This window comes from Pseudomonas sp. MYb193, assembly GCF_002966775.1.
In the GTDB taxonomy this organism is placed as follows: domain Bacteria; phylum Pseudomonadota; class Gammaproteobacteria; order Pseudomonadales; family Pseudomonadaceae; genus Aquipseudomonas; species Aquipseudomonas paracarnis.
This window is the reverse complement of sequence record NZ_CP023269.1, coordinates 5754988-5770668: the sequence shown is the minus strand read 5'-3', so window position 1 is coordinate 5770668 and position 15681 is coordinate 5754988. Positions and strand designations below refer to the sequence as shown.

The following is a 15681-nucleotide window of genomic DNA, read 5'->3' as shown; positions in this document are numbered from 1 at the left end:
CGATCTGTGCGATCAGTTGCTGGACAACCGGTCGCCCTTGGCGAACCGCCAGGTGCGGATGATTTCCAGGCGGTCCACGTCGCTCAAGTCGCCGCTGAACGGCGCAAAGGGCGCGGCCAGGCGCACGATGCGTTGCGCAGCCTGGTCCAGCAGCGGCTGGCCGGAGGACTCCAGCACCTGCACCTCATACAGCGAGCCGTCACGGTTGATCGACACCAGCAAGCGCAAATTGCCATAAATCTGTTGGCGCCGCGCCTCGTCCGGGTAATTGAGGTTGCCGATGCGTTCGACCTTCTTGCGCCACTCGTCCTTATACCAGGCACCTTTATCGCGCATGGTTGAGGCGGCGTTCAGGCGGTAGATGCGCGGGCGCTTGGCATAAAGCTGTTGCTCATGGGCCAGTTCGGCTTCCAGGCTGGAAATTTCGTCGGATAACGTCGAACTGTCGAACGTCGGCGCAGGTTTCACTGGCTCGGGCTTGGGTTCGGTCTTGGCCTTTTCGCGCTGGGTCGGGGCTTTTTGCGGTTTGGGCGCGACAGTGGTCACCGCAGCCTTGGGCGTGGCCTGCCTGACCTCAGGCTTGGGCGCTGGCGGCGGAGTGACCTTCTTGACCTGGTTGTCGTGGAAGGGCGCTACCTCGGTGGTCTTGGGCACTGCTTTCTTGTCGAGGGTGCCGCTGCCCTGTTGGTTGTCCTGGGCGAGAAAGTCAGCCTTTTCGGGCTTCTTTTCGCTCTTGAACGTGGCGAGAGTGATTTCCAGGGTCTTGGTGATCTGCTTGGGTTCGACCAGGGTGAACCCCACACCCAGGAGCAGGGCGAGATGAATCAAGGCAGCGAGAAACAGGGTAAAACCGAGACGATCGGCCGGGCGCACGCCGCTGGGGGAGAATTCGGGGGGCAGATCGGACGGGAGTGTCATGACAAGAAAACCAACATCGCGCGTTTCACAGGTGGCGCATGATAACGCAATGTTGGTAGGTGTCCGGCTGTTCTATGTCACTTGGCTTGTAGCTTGCGTTCAATGGCGGCCATCAGCATTTCGCCGATGTTCGTGCCAAATGCGTTGTCGATCTCGCGAATACAGGTCGGGCTGGTGACGTTGATTTCAGTGAGGTTCTCGCCAATTACGTCTAATCCGACAAATAGCAGACCTTTTTCCCGCAGGGTTGGACCGACTTGAGCGGCAATCCAGCGGTCTTTTTCTGATAACGGCCGCGCTTCACCGCGACCACCGGCCGCCAGGTTGCCACGGGTCTCGCCGGCTGCCGGGATGCGCGCCAGGCAATAATCCACCGGCTCGCCGTCAATCATCAGGATACGCTTGTCGCCATCCTTGATCGCCGGCAGGTAGGCCTGGCCCATGATCTGCTGGGTGCCTAGGGCGGTCAGGGTTTCGAGGATCACCGACAGGTTCGGGTCGCCGGCGCGGTGACGGAAGATCGAGGTGCCGCCCATGCCGTCCAGCGGCTTGAGGATCACGTCGCCATGCTTGGCGGCGAATTCACGCAGTACATCGGCGCGGCGGCTGACCACGGTCGGTGGCGTGCACTGCGGGAACAGGGTGGCGAACAGCTTTTCATTACAGTCGCGCAGGCTTTGCGGCTTGTTGACGATCAGCACGCCGGCACGTTCAGCCTGCTCCAGCAGGTAGGTGGAGTACACAAATTCCATGTCGAACGGCGGATCCTTGCGCATCAGGATCACGTCGAGGTCGCTCAGCGGGCTGTCGATTTCGTCAGAAAGCTCGAACCACTTCTCGGGGTTGGCAAACACCTGCAGCGGGCGCATGCGTGCGCGGGCCTCGCCGTCACCCTGGTAAAGGTCGCGCTGCTCCATATAGAACAAGGTCCAGCCGCGGGCCTGGGCGGCCAGGAGCATGGCCAGCGAACTGTCCTTTTTATAGGAAATGCTGGCGATAGGGTCCATGACAATGCCGACGCGAACGCTCATGGGGATTTCCTCTAGCAAATTGGGGCGCATAAAAGTGGCGTCAGAGTGGCGCTGCGGCTGTTGTGGGTCAAGGAAAAACCACTGGGCGGGTGCCTCGATAGATTGCGCCAGGAGACTGTGCTAAAAAGGCTGGCACGGCGCAGCAGCCCTTGAATTCCAAGGCTTGCGGCGTTCATCCTGTGCAACATCAGGCAGTACACACCGAAAACCGATTCGCTGTGGCGATGGTAGAGCAGATATGGAACAGCATTCCAACGCCTTGAAGGTGATGGTGATCGACGATTCGAAAACGATCCGCCGCACCGCCGAGACGCTGTTGAAGAACATGGGGTGCGAGGTCATCACGGCGATCGACGGTTTCGACGCCCTGGCCCGTATTGTCGATCATCACCCGCACATTATCTTCGTCGACATCATGATGCCGCGCCTGGACGGCTACCAGACCTGCGCCCTGGTGAAGAACAACCCGGCGTTCAAGTCGATCCCGGTGATCATGTTGTCTTCCAAGGACGGCCTGTTCGACAAGGCCAAGGGGCGCATCGTGGGTGTCGATCAATTTTTGACCAAGCCTTTTAGCAAGGAAGAACTGCTGGGGGCGATCAAGGCCTATGTGCCTGGGTTCGCCGCAGTAGAACAAGCACACTGACGCCGCCTCACGAGGGCCGGCGCCGACCAATGTAGCGGGGAAAACCATGGCACGTGTTCTGATCGTCGACGATTCGCCGACCGAAATGTACAAACTCACCGGCATGCTGGAAAAGCATGGCCACCAGGTGCTCAAGGCCGAAAACGGCGCGGACGGCGTGGCCCTGGCCCGCCAGGAAAAGCCCGACGCGGTGCTGATGGATATCGTGATGCCCGGCCTCAACGGCTTCCAGGCCACGCGCCAGTTGTCCAAGGAGCCGGAAACCAACGGTATCCCGATCATCATTATCACCACCAAGGACCAGGAAACCGACAAGATCTGGGGCGCACGCCAGGGCGCCAAGGACTACCTGACCAAGCCTGTGGATGAAGAAACCCTGATTGCCACCCTGAACAAGGTGTTGGCCGGCTAAGGCTTGCGATCATGACCGAGTCGCAAACCGCCTTCGAGCTGCTGCTGGACATCGACCGCCGCTGCCGCTTGCTGGCCGCGGACCTGCCGTCGCAGGAAACGCGCCTGCAACGCTGGAGCGGCATCGCTTTCCGCATAGGGCCAAACGCCTACGTGGCGCCCATGGGCGAAGTCGCCGAGGTGTTGCATGAGCCACGTTGCACCTTGATGCCGGGGGTCAAGCCCTGGGTCAAGGGCGTGGCCAACCTGCGCGGGCGCTTGCTGCCGGTGATGGACCTGGGCGGTTTCCTGGGCCTTGAGTTGTCCAGGGCGCGCAAGCAACGGCGGGTGCTGGTGGTGGAGTTCAACGACCTGTTTGTCGGGCTGCTGGTAGATGAGGTGGTAGGCATGCAGCATTTCCCATTGGATGCCTGGGTGGCGAGCGCTGCCTCGAGTGCGCCGTTTATTCAGGGCCAGTTCGACGGCGACCCGCCGTGGCACGTCTTCAGCCCCTTCGCCCTGGCCCAGGCCCCTGGCTTCATGGATGTTGCCGCATGAGCACCGCTACCACGCCCAAACCCCAGGCCGCTTCACGCAGCCGTTCGCAGATCATCGTGCTGTTTATCGCCTTGATCGTGTTCATCATGCTGCTGTTCGCCAACTTCGCGTACCTCAACACCCAGTCCACCTACGATAAGCAGTACATCGGCCACGCCGGTGAGCTGCGCGTGCTGTCCCAGCGCATTGCCAAGAACGCCACCGAGGCCGCTGCCGGGAAAGCGGCGGCGTTCAAGCTGCTGGGCGATGCGCGCAACGATTTTGCCCAACGCTGGGGCTACCTGAAAAAAGGTGACCCGCAAACCGGCTTGCCGGCGGCGCCCAGTGCGGTGCGCGCCGAAATGCGGGCGGTGCAGACCGACTGGGAGGCGCTGCTGAAAAACACCGACGCCATCCTGGCCAGCGAGCAAACCGTGTTGTCGTTGCACCAGGTGGCGGCGACCCTGGCCGAAACCGTGCCGCAACTGCAAATGGAGTCGGAAAAGGTCGTCGATATCCTGCTGCAACGCGGCGCTCCGGCCAGCCAGGTGGCGTTGGCCCAGCGCCAGTCGCTGCTGGCCGAACGTATCCTGGGGGCGGTCAACACGGTGCTGGCGGGGGATGAAACCGCCGTGCAGGCCGCCGATGCCTTCGGTCGCGATGCCAACCGTTTTGGCGTGGTGCTCAATGGCATGCTCAACGGCAACCCGGGGCTGCGTATCACCCAGGTTGAAGACCCGGACGCTCGGGCGCGGCTGGCGGACATCGCCGAGCTGTTCGAATTTGTCTCCGGCTCCGTGGATGAAATTCTCGAGACCTCGCCGCAGTTGTTCCAGGTGCGCGCCTCGGCGAGCAATATTTTCAACCTGTCGCAAACCCTGCTCGATGAAGCCTCGCACCTGGCCACGGGTTTTGAAAACCTCGCCAGCGGGCGCAGCTTCGACACCATCGGCGGTTACGTGCTGGGCTTGCTGGCGCTGGCCTCGATCATCCTGATCGGCCTGGTCATGGTGCGCGAGACCAACCGCCAACTGCATGAAACCGCGCAGAAGAACGAGCGCAACCAGAACGCGATCATGCGCCTGCTGGATGAAATCGAAGACCTGGCTGACGGCGACCTCACCGTCACCGCCTCGGTCACCGAAGACTTCACCGGCACCATCGCAGACTCCATCAACTATTCCGTGGATCAACTGCGCGACCTGGTCGCCACCATCAACCTCACTGCCGGGCAGGTCGCCGGTGCGGTGCAGGACACCCAGGCCACCGCCATGCACCTGGCCCAGGCGTCGGAGCATCAGGCCCAGCAGATTGCCGAAGCGTCCACGGCGATCAATCAGATGGCGCAGTCCATCGACCAGGTGTCGGCCAACGCGGCCGAATCCTCGGCGGTAGCTGAACGCTCGGTAGAGATCGCCAACAAAGGCAACGAGGTGGTGCACAACACCATCCACGGCATGGACAACATTCGCGAGCAGATCCAGGACACCGCCAAGCGCATCAAGCGTTTGGGCGAATCGTCCCAGGAAATTGGCGACATCATCAGCCTGATCGACGACATCGCCGACCAGACCAACATCCTCGCTCTCAACGCCGCGATCCAGGCCAGCATGGCCGGTGACGCCGGGCGCGGTTTTGCGGTGGTGGCCGATGAAGTGCAACGGTTGGCCGAACGCTCCTCGGCGGCCACCCGGCAGATCGAAACCCTGGTGCGCACCATTCAGGCCGACACCAACGAAGCGGTGATTTCCATGGAGCAGACCACCACCGAAGTGGTGCGCGGCGCACGCCTGGCCCAGGACGCCGGGGTGGCGCTGGAAGAGATCGAAGGCGTGTCCAAAACGCTGGCAGCGCTGATCCAGAGCATTTCCAACGCGGCGCAGCAACAGACCTCATCGGCGGGGCAGATTTCCCTGACCATGAACGTGATCCAGCAGATCACCACCCAGACGTCGTCGGGTTCCACCGCCACCGCAGAAAGCATTGGTAACCTGGCGAAGATGGCCAGCCAGTTGCGCAGGTCGGTATCGGGTTTTACCTTGCCGCCGCCCAAGCAGGTCGATGATTGAAATACGGCCTGAAGAACACCACAGTCCAACTGTGGGCGCTGGCTTGCCTGCGATAGCGGTCTGTCAGATACAGATATAGTGCTGACCCAACGCTATCGCAGGCAAGCCAGCTCCCACATTGGATCTCCATTGTTTGTGAGATACCAGTAACTCATGAATTCTAAGCGGAGCAGTTATGGTTGATCGGCACGACTATGTGGCCCTCGAATGGGTCAAGGGCGATATTGCCGAAACCCTGAAGCAGGCCCGGTCGGCCCTGGACGCGTACGTTGAAACCCATGACGACGACGCTCTAAGCGAATGCCTGGCCGGTATTCATCAGGTACATGGCGCGCTGCAAATAGTCGAGTTCTACGGCGCGGCGCTGCTGGCCGAAGAGATCGAGGAACTGGCCCTTGCGCTACAGGCCGGGCAAGTTGGCCAACGCGATGAAAGTATCCGCCTGCTGCAACAAGCCCTCGGCCAACTGCCGCTGTACCTCGACCGCGTGCACAGTGCCCGCCGCGACTTGCCGCTGGTGGTGCTACCGCTGCTCAACGACCTGCGCAGCGCCCGTGGTGAAAGCCTGCTATCGGAAACCAGCCTGTTCAGCCCGCAACTGCTATCGATCGAACCGTTGCCTGAGCAAGCCCTGGCCCAACGGGCCACGCCGGATCTGCATGAGCAGTTGCGCCAATGGCGCCACCTGCTGCAACAAGCCCTCGCCGGGTTGCTGCGTGAAGACCACGGCCCCAGCAACCTGGAAGACATGGCGCGGGTGTTCGCACGCCTTGAAGCGCTATGCCAGGGTGCGCCGCTGCTGCCTTTGTGGCAGGTCACCTCGGCGTTGGTCGAAGGCATGCTCACCGGCGTGGTCGCCAACAGCCCGGCGCTGCGCAGCCTGCTCAAGGCCAGCGACAAGCAACTCAAGCGCTTGCTGGTTCAAGGCATCAATGGCATCAACCAGCCGGCACCGGATGAGTTGCTCAAGAGCCTGTTGTTCTACGTCGCCAAAGTCACCCGGCCGACGCCGCGCATGCAGAGCCTGAAGGAACGCTACGGCTTGGACGAAGCCTTGCCCGACAGCGCCGTGGTCGATGCTGAACGTGCACGGCTGGCCGGGCCGGATCGCAATGCCATGGGCTCGGTACTCGGGGCGTTGTGTGAGGAACTGGTGCGGGTCAAGGAACGCCTGGATCTGTTCGTGCGCAGTGATCGGCAGCACACCCAGGACCTCGAGCCGTTGCTGGCGCCGTTGCGGCAGATCGCCGATACCCTCGCGGTGCTGGGTTTCGGCCAGCCGCGCAAAGTGATCATCGACCAACTCGCCGTGGTGTTGAGCCTGGTCCAGGGGCAGCGCGAACCCAATGACGCGGTGTTGATGGATGTGGCCGGCGCGTTGCTGTATGTCGAAGCGACGTTGGCCGGGATGATCGGCACCGTCGAACCGCAAAGCCGTGAAGACAGCCGCTTGCCCACCACCGACCTGACCCAGATCCATCAGTTGGTGATTCGTGAGTCGTGCCAGTGCCTGCGCCAAGCCAAGGAGCTGGTGATCGACTGCATTGAGGCTGATTGGGATCGTCAGCGCCTGGAGTCCTTGCCCGAGCTACTGAGCCAGGTGCGTGGTGCCCTGGCGATGATTCCCTTGCCGCGTGCGGCGAGCCTGATGCGCGGTTGCACCGATTACGTCGACGAGCAATTGATGATCAACGAGGCCGCCCCTTCGGCGACACAACTGGCGCATTTCGCCGAGGTGGTCAGCAGCCTGGAGTACTACCTCGAGCGCATGCTTCAAGACCCTGACGCGGCAGGGGAAAAAGTGCTGGAGTTGGCCACCCAGGGCTTGAATGCATTGGGCTACCTGCCGGTGGAAAAACCCTGGCGGCAGGCCCTGGCTGCGCCCGAGGGGGCGCTGTCCACCGAGGCTGCGCCAAACCAATCCCAGTTCGATGCCTTGGCCAGCCCTGCATCACGTCTCAACCCTCCAGCCTTGCAGCGTCCCGGTAGCCTGTTGCCGCCGCCGGCCGGTGAAGAACCGATTGACGATGAACTGCGCGAAGTCTTCCTGGAAGAAACCGATGAAGTCCTCGACGTGTTGCATCGCTACCTGCCCGACAGCGCGGACAAAGCCGCCCAGGGCGAAATGCGCCGGGCTTTCCATACCCTCAAGGGCAGCGGCCGCATGGTGCGCGCCCTAGTGCTGGCCGAGCTGGCCTGGGCCGTGGAGAACCTGCTCAATCGCGTGCTGGAACGCAGTGTAGTCCTTGGCCCTGAGGTGCGGCAGGTGTTGGATGAGGCCGTGGCCCTGCTGCCGGAGCTGATCGCCGATTTCGCCAGCGACGACCAGCGCCAGCGCGATGAAGTCGACGCCTTGGCCGCCCGTGCCCATGCCCTGGCCAGTGGCGCTGCAACGTCGACCACCGAGCCCCATGACCCAATGCTGCTGGAGATCTTCCGCAACGAAGCCCTGGGCCATCTGGACAGCCTCGACCACTTCCTGCAACAGGCCGCCGAGCAGGTGCCGCTGCAGGTCAGCGATGAACTGCAGCGCGCCTTGCACACCCTCAAGGGCAGCGCCTACATGGCCGGCGTGTTGCCCATTGCCGAACTGGCGCGCCCGCTGGATCACCTCACCCGTGAGTACAAGGCCCACCGCGTGCCGCTGGACAAGGACGAAATGGCGTTGTTGCTTGAGGCACAAGGGCTGTTCCAGCGCGGGGTGCGTGACCTGGACAACAATCCCCTGGCGCCGATCCACGGCGCGGCCAGCGTGATCAGCCGCACCCAACACCTGCTGGAGCATCAACTGGCCGCCTTGCTCGACGCGCCCACGGCCGGCCTGCGCGTCAAGCGTGACCCGCACTTGATCACCAACTTCCTGGCCCAGGGCATGGACATCCTGCTCGACGCCGAAAGCCTGCTGCGCCGCTGGCAGCAACACCCCGGCGACCGTCAGGAACTCACGGCGTTGCTGGACGAACTGACCACCCTGGGCGAGGGTGCGCACCTTGCCGACCTGCATCCTATCGACGCGTTGTGCGAAGCCTTGCTCGACCTGTATGGCGCGGTAGAGGAAAGCAGCCTGGCGGTCAGCGCCCGGTTCTTCCACGAGGCCGAACAGGCCCATGACGCGCTGATCAACATGCTCGACCAGTTGGCCGCCGGCCAGGAAATCAGCCCCGCGCCCGCACGGCTGCAGGCGTTGCGTGCGTTGCTGGACGAAGCCTTGGACCCGTCCGCCACAGGCCTGATCAAAAGCGACGGCAGCCGCACCCTGAGTATCTCCGAGTTGGGCGCGGCCACTGCGCAGCTGGATCACGCCACCGCGATGGACGACGAGATTGTCGAGATCTTCCTTGAGGAGGCCGTAGACATCCTCGACAGCGCCGGCCAGTCGCTCAAGCGCTGGTTACTGGAGCCCGACAGCGCTGCGCCCTTGTCCTCGTTGCAGCGGGATCTGCACACCCTCAAGGGTGGTGCGCGCATGGCCGAAATCGACCCGGTGGGCGACTTGGCCCATGAGCTCGAATGCGTTTATGAGGGTCTGGTAGACCGCCGCTACAGCTATTCCGTCGAGCTGTCCCAGGCACTGATGGCCAGCCACGAACGCTTGGCACAACAATTGGAAGAACTGCAACAACAGCAACCCTTGAGTGACGGCGCCGAACTGATCGAAGGGCTGCGGCAATTGCGCCAGGCCAGCAGCCCGGCAGCGCCGGCTGCGGTGGCGCCAGCCTCGGGTGCCGACCCGGAATTGCTGGATATATTCCTCGAAGAAGCCGCCGATATCCTCGACAGCTCAGGCAGCGCGCTTTTGCGCTGGCAAGACGAGCCGGGCAATCGCCAAGAGGTGGAAACCCTGCTGCGTGACCTGCACACCCTCAAGGGTGGTGCACGCATGGTCGAGATCGGGCCGATCGGCGATCTGGCCCATGAGCTGGAATTTCTTTACGAAGGGCTTTCCGCCGGTTTGCTCGCGCCGACCCCTGAGTTGTTTGCACTGCTGCAAGGTTGCCATGATCGCCTGGCGCAGATGATCGACGCCGTGGCAGAGGGGTTGCCGGTGGGTTCGGTGGATAAACTCATCGAACGCATCAAGAGCCTGGTGCACCCCAGTGATGAGCCGGTCACACCGGTGGCGCTGCCGGCGGGCAAGGCCGAAGCGGTCGCCGATCCGGCTGCCGACATGGTGAAAATCTCTGCCGACTTGCTCGATGACCTGGTCAACCTGGCCGGCGAAACCTCGATCTTCCGTGGGCGTATCGAGCAGCAAGTCAAGGATGCGCGCATTGCCTTGAGTGAGATGGAAACCACCATCGAGCGCATGCGCGACCAACTGCGTCGGCTCGACAGCGAAACCCAGGGCCGCCTCTTGAGCCGCCAGCAAGCCGAGGCCGAACGCCTGGGCTACGAAGAATTCGACCCGCTGGAAATGGACCGCCACTCGCAGCTGCAACAGCTGGCCCGTGCGCTGTCCGAATCTGCCTCCGACCTGCTCGATCTCAAGGACACCCTTGAGCGCCGCAACCAGGATGCCCACAACCTGCTGCAGCAACAGGCACGCATCAACACCGAATTGCAGGAAGGCCTGATGCGCACGCGCATGGTGCCTTTCGAGCGCATGTTGCCACGCCTCAAGCGCATCGTGCGGCAAGTGGCGGGCGAGTTGGGCAAGGACGTGGAGTTTATCGTCGGCAATGCCGAAGGCGAGATGGACCGCAATGTGCTGGAACGCATGGCGGCCCCCTTGGAGCATATGCTGCGCAACGCCGTCGACCACGGCCTGGAGTCCCGCGAAGTGCGGCTGGCTGCGGGTAAACCGGAAAAGGGCCGCATCACCCTGGACCTGACCCACGAAGGCGGCGACATCGTCTTCGACATGCGTGACGACGGCGCGGGTGTGCCCCTCGAAGCGGTGCGACGCAAGGCGATCAAGCGCGGCCTGCTCGCGCCCCATCAAGAGATCAGCGACCGTGACGTGTTGCAGTTCATCCTGCAACCGGGCTTTTCCACTGCCGAAAAAATCACCCAGATTTCCGGGCGCGGCGTGGGCATGGACGTGGTGCATGAAGAAGTGCGCCAGCTCGGCGGCTCGATGGTGATCGACTCGACGCCGGGCATGGGCGTGCATTTTCGCATTCGCCTGCCGTTTACCGTGTCGGTCAATCGTGCGCTGATGGTGCACTGCGCGGACGACCAATACGCGATCCCGCTCAACACCATCGAAGGCTTGGTGCGCGTGCTGCCCCACGAATTGGCGGGGCACTACCAGCAAGACCCACCGCACTATGAATACGCCGGCCAGCGCTACGAGTTGTTCTACCTCGGTGACCTGCTGCATACCGCCAGCCGCCCTAAACTGCTGGGCCAGTACCAGCCGGTGCCAGTGCTGCTGGTGCACTGCAATGAACGCCGCGTGGCGGTGCACGTGGATGCCATGGCCGGTACCCGCGAGATCGTGGTCAAGGGCCTGGGGCCGCAATTCTCCGGGGTGCAGGGCGTGACCGGCGCGACCATCCTGGGCGACGGCCATGTGGTGCTGATCATCGACCTGCTGGCGCACATCCGCGCTCGGCAACCGGCCTTGCCGGCCCAGGCAGTGGATGCGCCGCTGATCCTCAACGACCCATTGAAAAAACGCCCGCTACTGGTGCTGGTGGTAGACGACTCGGTCACCGTGCGCAAAGTCACCAGCCGCCTGCTGGAGCGCAACGGCATGAACGTGCTCACCGCCAAGGACGGCATCGACGCCCTCGCGGTGCTTGAGGAGCACACCCCGGACCTGATGCTGCTCGACATCGAAATGCCGCGCATGGACGGCTTCGAAGTGGCCATTCAGATACGCAACGACCCGCGCCTGATGCGCTTGCCGATCATCATGATCACCTCGCGCACCGGCCAGAAACACCGCGACCGCGCCATGGCCATTGGCGTCAACGACTACCTCGGCAAGCCGTACCAAGAGTCGGTGCTGCTGGAAAGCATCGCTTATTGGAGCAAGTCCCATGCTTGAACACCGCACCAGCCAGCTCACCGGCCTGCTACTGCCCCTGGCCGACCGCCACCTGGTGCTGCCCAACGTTGCCGTGGCCGAACTGATCGACTTCCAGCGCGGCGAACCGGCCAGCGATGCGCCGCCGTGGTATCTGCGGCAAGTGACCTGGCGCGATCGGCAGATTCCGTTGATCAGCTTTGAGGCGGCCTGCGGTGAAGCCAGCATGACGGGAGAACGCTCACGCATCGTGGTGTTGAATGCACTGGGCGGGCGACCGACGTTGAAGTTCATTGCCCTGGTGATCCAGGGTATTCCCCGCTCGTACAAGCTCGACAGCGAATTGAGCTACGTGGACGTCCCCCTGTGCCCGCTGGAACTGGCGGCGGTGCAAGTGGGGGAGCAGGTGGCGAAGGTGCCGGATTTGATGGGGCTTGAAGCGCTGCTGGTAGAGTCCGGCCTGGCCTGATCCTGAGCCCTATGACGATCAAATGTGGGAGCTGGCTTGCCTGCGATAGCGGCCTGTCAGTCAACATCTCTGCAACTGACCCATCGTTATCGCAGGTAAGCTGCTCCCACACTGAGCTGCGCTCATCTCCAGGTCTCAACCAATCCACGCAGAGCGTGCAAATAATCGATGAGTGTCGGAATAGGATGGAGTTGCTGTAGGCGAGTTCTGAATTTGGAATAGGCGGGTTTTCAGGCCGTAGTGCAGTGGCTAGTTTCTGCACTCCTCACTGCCAGCAAGGACTCGCAAATGGCCGTACCGTTAATGCCGCCCGGTGTTTCAATTCTTGAAAACATGGCGATATCCAACTGCAAACGCATTTATCTCAAGCCCGGCTCGGCATTCGCCTATTCCCGGTTTTACTCCCAGGTCCGTGCGGCCGGCCCTTGGAACTACAAGAAGCAGGGGCGTCAGTACGAAGCCTTTGGTAACTTCAATTACGGTGCCACGGGCACGGTGCTGGGCATTCCCGAAAATGTGTTGCTGCGAGCCGCCGGTGTGGCTCAAACCGTCGTCAGAACGACTCGTCCGGATTTTGGATCATGGTGGGGCGGTGAGCCTTTTGGTGATGACCCACGGGACCAATATTGGATAAGAAGAGGTATCGAATATGCCATTTCGCAAGGCCACTAAGCGCCTCATACCTGTTCTGCGTAATTGCCTGCTTGTGATCTGCCTGCTCTATATCGGCGGCAGTTGGGTCCTGTCGCCCGGAACACCGGACCTGGATGAAGTGGTGTTGAAGCATTCCCTGGGCAACGGTATGTCGATCTATGGTGCGCGAGATGCCCAAGGTGGCGCGACGGTGGGGTTTTCCTACAGGTACTACGTGCATAAGGATTTGGGAAGTGATCAGGAAATACTCAGCGCATTAGTGTCGGCACCTGCTTTTCTCAAAACAAAAGAGCCGGATGTTCAAGTCAATAATGAGGGTGGTGCCCTGCATCTGGTTATTCAGGGAGAAGTGTATGAGTACCACAGTTATGCGCTGGAGGGCCTTGGGAAGGTCAGGGTGATGATGGTGTTGTGATGGGCCGGCGCTCAGATTTTTCCTGCAAGCGGGCCTTTTTTATGCCTGCCGTACTCGTTATGACAGCTGTGCGTGGGAGAATCTTCGGAATCTGCCGGGGTCCGATATGCCCGGTCTTGCACACCTGCGCACGGCTGCCACCTTATCTGCGTGCAAGCGGAAGAGGGCAGCCTCCATCACATATCGGAGCTGTAAATCATGGTCAATGCCAGCGAAACCCTGTCCTCGCTCAATGCGCTCACCTGCAACCTGGCCTTCGACCTGGACACTTCCCAGCGCGCCATCATGCTGGGGGTCCAGCAAATGGCAGAGTTGGGGCAGTTGTTGGTCGATAGAGCGCTGGAGCAAGTCAGCCCGTCGCCAGCAACTTGAAACGGTCCCAAAAAGGGGCTGATCGTTCCCTCTTTGGGACCGCTATCTAACCAACACCACCGACCAATGTGGGAGTAGGCAAGCTCCCACAACGAGCTACGCGCATCTCTAGGTCTCAATCAATCCGCGCAAACCGTTCAATCACTGGCTGCTCCCGGTGCTCGGCCTGCCATAAGTCATAAGCACTTTGCATCGACAACCATAACTGGGCGGTACTCACGCCCGCGCGCTCCAACCGAACGGCAAGATCCGGGCTGACCGGGGCGTGGCCATGCAAGATCCTTGAAAAAGTCTCACGGGCGAAACCCAGGCGTCTCGCCATCTCGGTGATGGTGATGCCCAAGGCAGGGATCACATCTTCAAGCAGGATCTCACCTGGGTGAGGTGGATTGTGCATACCCATATCAATGCCTCTACTCAGTGGTAGTCAAGATAGTCGACTAGTTCGACCTGATCGTCGAACATCCGAAAAATAATGCGCCAGTTACCACTTATGCTGACGGACCAGTAGTCAAGCAGGTCGCCCTTCAAACGATGGAAGCGCCAGCCGGGCAGGTCCAGTGCATCTGGGTGCTCGGCTTTGTCCAGAATGAGCAGAACGCGGCGCAAGCGCTTTGCATGATTTGCGTTGATGCCTCTGGTTGAACCGGTCTCATAGAAGGCCCTGAGTCCCTTATGTTTCCAGCTAACGATCATGGCATGATTGTGATGTGATGCATCACACTCTGCAATGGCCTTGCATCGGGTTTAACGGTCGGATTCATGATGTCTGCCCGTGGCACGATTCGGATGGAAAAGGCTAGAGAGGCGAGTTCCGAGCAACAACCTGAAAAGCCTGTCGGAGCATTCTTTGCTGCCTATCGGAAGGATGATGGTGGAGGTGGACTTAGGATTTTTCCCGCAAGATTTTGGGCTATGCATGAACTTGTGGTGAGAGGTCCGCACGCCTAGTCTTCGCTCCGTCATCGCAAAAAACGGTGACACGGACGTGCAAGTCCGAGAAACCTGTTTAGGCGCACAAGACGCCTAGAACCAAAGGCGTTCCTTAATGAGACATTCAGGAACCGCATACCATGTCGAACTCCTCCTCATCCAACCTCTTCACCGTAAACCCGCACCAAGACACCGAAACCCTGCTGGTCAACGCCAGCGAAACCCTGTCCTCCCTCAACGCACTCACCTGCAACCTGGCCTTCGACCTAGACACTTCCCAGCGCGCCATCATGCTGGGGATCCAGCAATTGGTAGAGTTGGGGCAGTTGTTGGTTGATAGAGCGCTGGAGCAAGTCAGCCCGTCGCCAGCAACTTGAAACGGTCCCAAAAAGTGACTGATCGTTCCCTCTTTGGGACCGCTATCTAATCAACACCACCGACCAATGTTGGAGCAGGCAAGCCAGCTTCTACATCAAGCTTTATGTGCTACGGCCGATAAGGAGGATTCAGTTTTAGGGATGGAGTGATGTGGGCGTGATGGAATTTCTTGGCGCAGTAGGCAACAGTTTTTCATTTCTCTACAACATGGTTACCGGCGCTTTGATCTTATGGGGCCTGACAGTGACCGCAACAGCGTCCGCAGTCAGGTCATTGGCTGAGGGGCGTGGTGCGCTATGGGGGCCATGATTTCGACTGTAGGTGCAGTGATCATCCTACTGCTGATCCAGTTGATCGGTGTTCCCGAAGACACAATTAACGTTTTAAACAACTTCATCATCATGACCCTTGGAGGGCTGGGGTCCGGTCTGCTAGCTGTTGCACTCGTGACCAAGCCGAACGCGGTCGAGGCGTTGAAATTCAAACTGGCGTTGTTCAACATTCTTGATTACGCCTTTGTCTGGTTGGGGCTGTCCTCTCTGTCCATGATTTTTCTTTTCCTTATTTCGAAGCTCTCCGGTCGCATAGTGGCAACTGATCATGCGCTTGGCATCATGCTTATTACCTTCCTGTTCACCTTTTTGAGCATTGTGCTGCTTGAGTGCCGTAACAAATTCGCTAAATGGGAAGAGTCGGTCGGACTGGGTCTATTCCTTTTACTACTTGTGCTCTTGGTGCTCTATACAGGGACGCTCGCCTCGGTATGGTCCAAGGCACCGGGTTGGATACTGACGTTAAATAGTCTGGTGGCTTGCTCGATAGTGAGCACATCAATGTATTACCGCAGGCGTGGTGCTGCACCGTTACTCCAGCCGTAACGATCCAGCACCAAGCT

At 60.7% G+C, this 15681-nt stretch carries 15 protein-coding genes; 11 read left to right on the top strand and 4 right to left on the bottom strand.

The window, feature by feature from the left end; all coding sequences use genetic code 11:
* Positions 1–12: 12 nt before the first annotated feature.
* Together CLM72_RS26525 and gshB are read right to left on the bottom strand one after the other, a co-directional pair.
* Positions 13–918: an energy transducer TonB gene (locus CLM72_RS26525; protein WP_034128937.1), complete on the bottom strand. Its 906-nt coding sequence runs from the start codon at positions 916–918 to the stop codon at positions 13–15.
* A gap of 77 nt (positions 919–995) precedes the next feature.
* On the bottom strand, positions 996–1949 hold the full coding sequence (gene gshB / locus CLM72_RS26520; protein WP_034128936.1) for a glutathione synthase: 954 nt from the start codon (positions 1947–1949) through the stop codon (positions 996–998).
* Between the two features lie 238 nt (positions 1950–2187).
* Between gshB and pilG the strand changes: the two genes are divergently transcribed.
* From pilG to CLM72_RS28870, 9 genes are all read left to right on the top strand, one after another.
* Positions 2188–2595 carry a twitching motility response regulator PilG gene (gene pilG / locus CLM72_RS26515; protein ID WP_014720321.1) on the top strand — a complete coding sequence of 136 codons (408 nt, stop codon included), beginning with the start codon at positions 2188–2190 and terminating at the stop codon, positions 2593–2595.
* A gap of 46 nt (positions 2596–2641) precedes the next feature.
* Entirely contained in the window at positions 2642–3007 is a 366-nt protein-coding gene (pilH, locus tag CLM72_RS26510; protein WP_014720320.1) for a twitching motility response regulator PilH, read from the top strand.
* A gap of 11 nt (positions 3008–3018) precedes the next feature.
* Entirely contained in the window at positions 3019–3543 is a 525-nt protein-coding gene (locus CLM72_RS26505) for a chemotaxis protein CheW (RefSeq protein WP_105228850.1), read from the top strand.
* Positions 3540–5591, top strand: a complete 2052-nt coding sequence (locus CLM72_RS26500; RefSeq protein WP_105228849.1) for a methyl-accepting chemotaxis protein — start codon at positions 3540–3542, stop codon at positions 5589–5591. The genes CLM72_RS26505 and CLM72_RS26500 overlap by 4 nt, the downstream gene beginning before the upstream one ends.
* A 175-nt stretch (positions 5592–5766) precedes the next feature.
* Positions 5767–11586 (top strand): Hpt domain-containing protein, encoded by a 5820-nt coding sequence (locus tag CLM72_RS26495; RefSeq protein ID WP_105228848.1) that lies wholly within the window; start codon positions 5767–5769, stop codon positions 11584–11586.
* Positions 11579–12034: a chemotaxis protein CheW gene (locus CLM72_RS26490; protein WP_003195048.1), complete on the top strand. Its 456-nt coding sequence runs from the start codon at positions 11579–11581 to the stop codon at positions 12032–12034. The genes CLM72_RS26495 and CLM72_RS26490 overlap by 8 nt, the downstream gene beginning before the upstream one ends.
* Before the next feature lie 288 nt (positions 12035–12322).
* Positions 12323–12706: a polymorphic toxin type 44 domain-containing protein gene (locus CLM72_RS26485; protein ID WP_105228847.1), complete on the top strand. Its 384-nt coding sequence runs from the start codon at positions 12323–12325 to the stop codon at positions 12704–12706.
* Complete coding sequence (locus CLM72_RS26480) at positions 12684–13103, top strand: hypothetical protein (protein WP_105228846.1); 420 nt, start codon at positions 12684–12686, stop codon at positions 13101–13103. Before CLM72_RS26485 ends, CLM72_RS26480 begins: the two co-directional genes overlap by 23 nt.
* 195 nt (positions 13104–13298) lie before the next feature.
* Positions 13299–13475 carry a DUF6124 family protein gene (locus CLM72_RS28870; protein WP_219848556.1) on the top strand — a complete coding sequence of 59 codons (177 nt, stop codon included), beginning with the start codon at positions 13299–13301 and terminating at the stop codon, positions 13473–13475.
* 115 nt (positions 13476–13590) lie between these two features.
* On the opposite strand, the gene CLM72_RS26475 is transcribed toward CLM72_RS28870, so the two are convergent.
* A complete protein-coding gene (locus CLM72_RS26475) occupies positions 13591–13878 on the bottom strand; it encodes a HigA family addiction module antitoxin (protein WP_020301914.1) in 288 nt (95 codons plus the stop codon).
* A 14-nt stretch (positions 13879–13892) separates the two neighbouring features.
* Positions 13893–14171 (bottom strand): type II toxin-antitoxin system RelE/ParE family toxin, encoded by a 279-nt coding sequence (locus CLM72_RS26470; RefSeq protein ID WP_056783018.1) that lies wholly within the window; start codon positions 14169–14171, stop codon positions 13893–13895.
* Positions 14172–14548: 377 nt separating this feature from the next.
* Between CLM72_RS26470 and CLM72_RS26465 the strand changes: the two genes are divergently transcribed.
* Together CLM72_RS26465 and CLM72_RS26460 are read left to right on the top strand one after the other, a co-directional pair.
* A complete protein-coding gene (locus CLM72_RS26465) occupies positions 14549–14785 on the top strand; it encodes a DUF6124 family protein (RefSeq protein WP_105228845.1) in 237 nt (78 codons plus the stop codon).
* A 306-nt stretch (positions 14786–15091) separates the two neighbouring features.
* Positions 15092–15664, top strand: coding sequence for a hypothetical protein (locus CLM72_RS26460; protein ID WP_146120451.1), 573 nt, complete (start codon positions 15092–15094; stop codon positions 15662–15664).
* Positions 15665–15681: the final 17 nt, after the last annotated feature.

Bases quoted from the DNA above. Each gene is read 5' to 3' on its own strand.
- CLM72_RS26505 (WP_105228850.1), top strand. From the start codon at position 3,019: ATGACCGAGTCGCAAACCGCCTTCGAGCTGCTGCTGGACATCGACCGC.
- CLM72_RS26470 (WP_056783018.1), bottom strand. From the start codon at position 14,171: ATGATCGTTAGCTGGAAACATAAGGGACTCAGGGCCTTCTATGAGACC.
- pilG (WP_014720321.1), top strand. From the start codon at position 2,188: ATGGAACAGCATTCCAACGCCTTGAAGGTGATGGTGATCGACGATTCG.
- CLM72_RS26485 (WP_105228847.1), top strand. From the start codon at position 12,323: ATGGCCGTACCGTTAATGCCGCCCGGTGTTTCAATTCTTGAAAACATG.
- CLM72_RS26475 (WP_020301914.1), bottom strand. From the start codon at position 13,878: ATGGGTATGCACAATCCACCTCACCCAGGTGAGATCCTGCTTGAAGAT.
- CLM72_RS26490 (WP_003195048.1), top strand. From the start codon at position 11,579: ATGCTTGAACACCGCACCAGCCAGCTCACCGGCCTGCTACTGCCCCTG.
- CLM72_RS26460 (WP_146120451.1), top strand. From the start codon at position 15,092: ATGATTTCGACTGTAGGTGCAGTGATCATCCTACTGCTGATCCAGTTG.
- CLM72_RS26465 (WP_105228845.1), top strand. From the start codon at position 14,549: ATGTCGAACTCCTCCTCATCCAACCTCTTCACCGTAAACCCGCACCAA.
- pilH (WP_014720320.1), top strand. From the start codon at position 2,642: ATGGCACGTGTTCTGATCGTCGACGATTCGCCGACCGAAATGTACAAA.
- CLM72_RS26495 (WP_105228848.1), top strand. From the start codon at position 5,767: ATGGTTGATCGGCACGACTATGTGGCCCTCGAATGGGTCAAGGGCGAT.
- gshB (WP_034128936.1), bottom strand. From the start codon at position 1,949: ATGAGCGTTCGCGTCGGCATTGTCATGGACCCTATCGCCAGCATTTCC.
- CLM72_RS26500 (WP_105228849.1), top strand. From the start codon at position 3,540: ATGAGCACCGCTACCACGCCCAAACCCCAGGCCGCTTCACGCAGCCGT.
- CLM72_RS26480 (WP_105228846.1), top strand. From the start codon at position 12,684: ATGCCATTTCGCAAGGCCACTAAGCGCCTCATACCTGTTCTGCGTAAT.
- CLM72_RS26525 (WP_034128937.1), bottom strand. From the start codon at position 918: ATGACACTCCCGTCCGATCTGCCCCCCGAATTCTCCCCCAGCGGCGTG.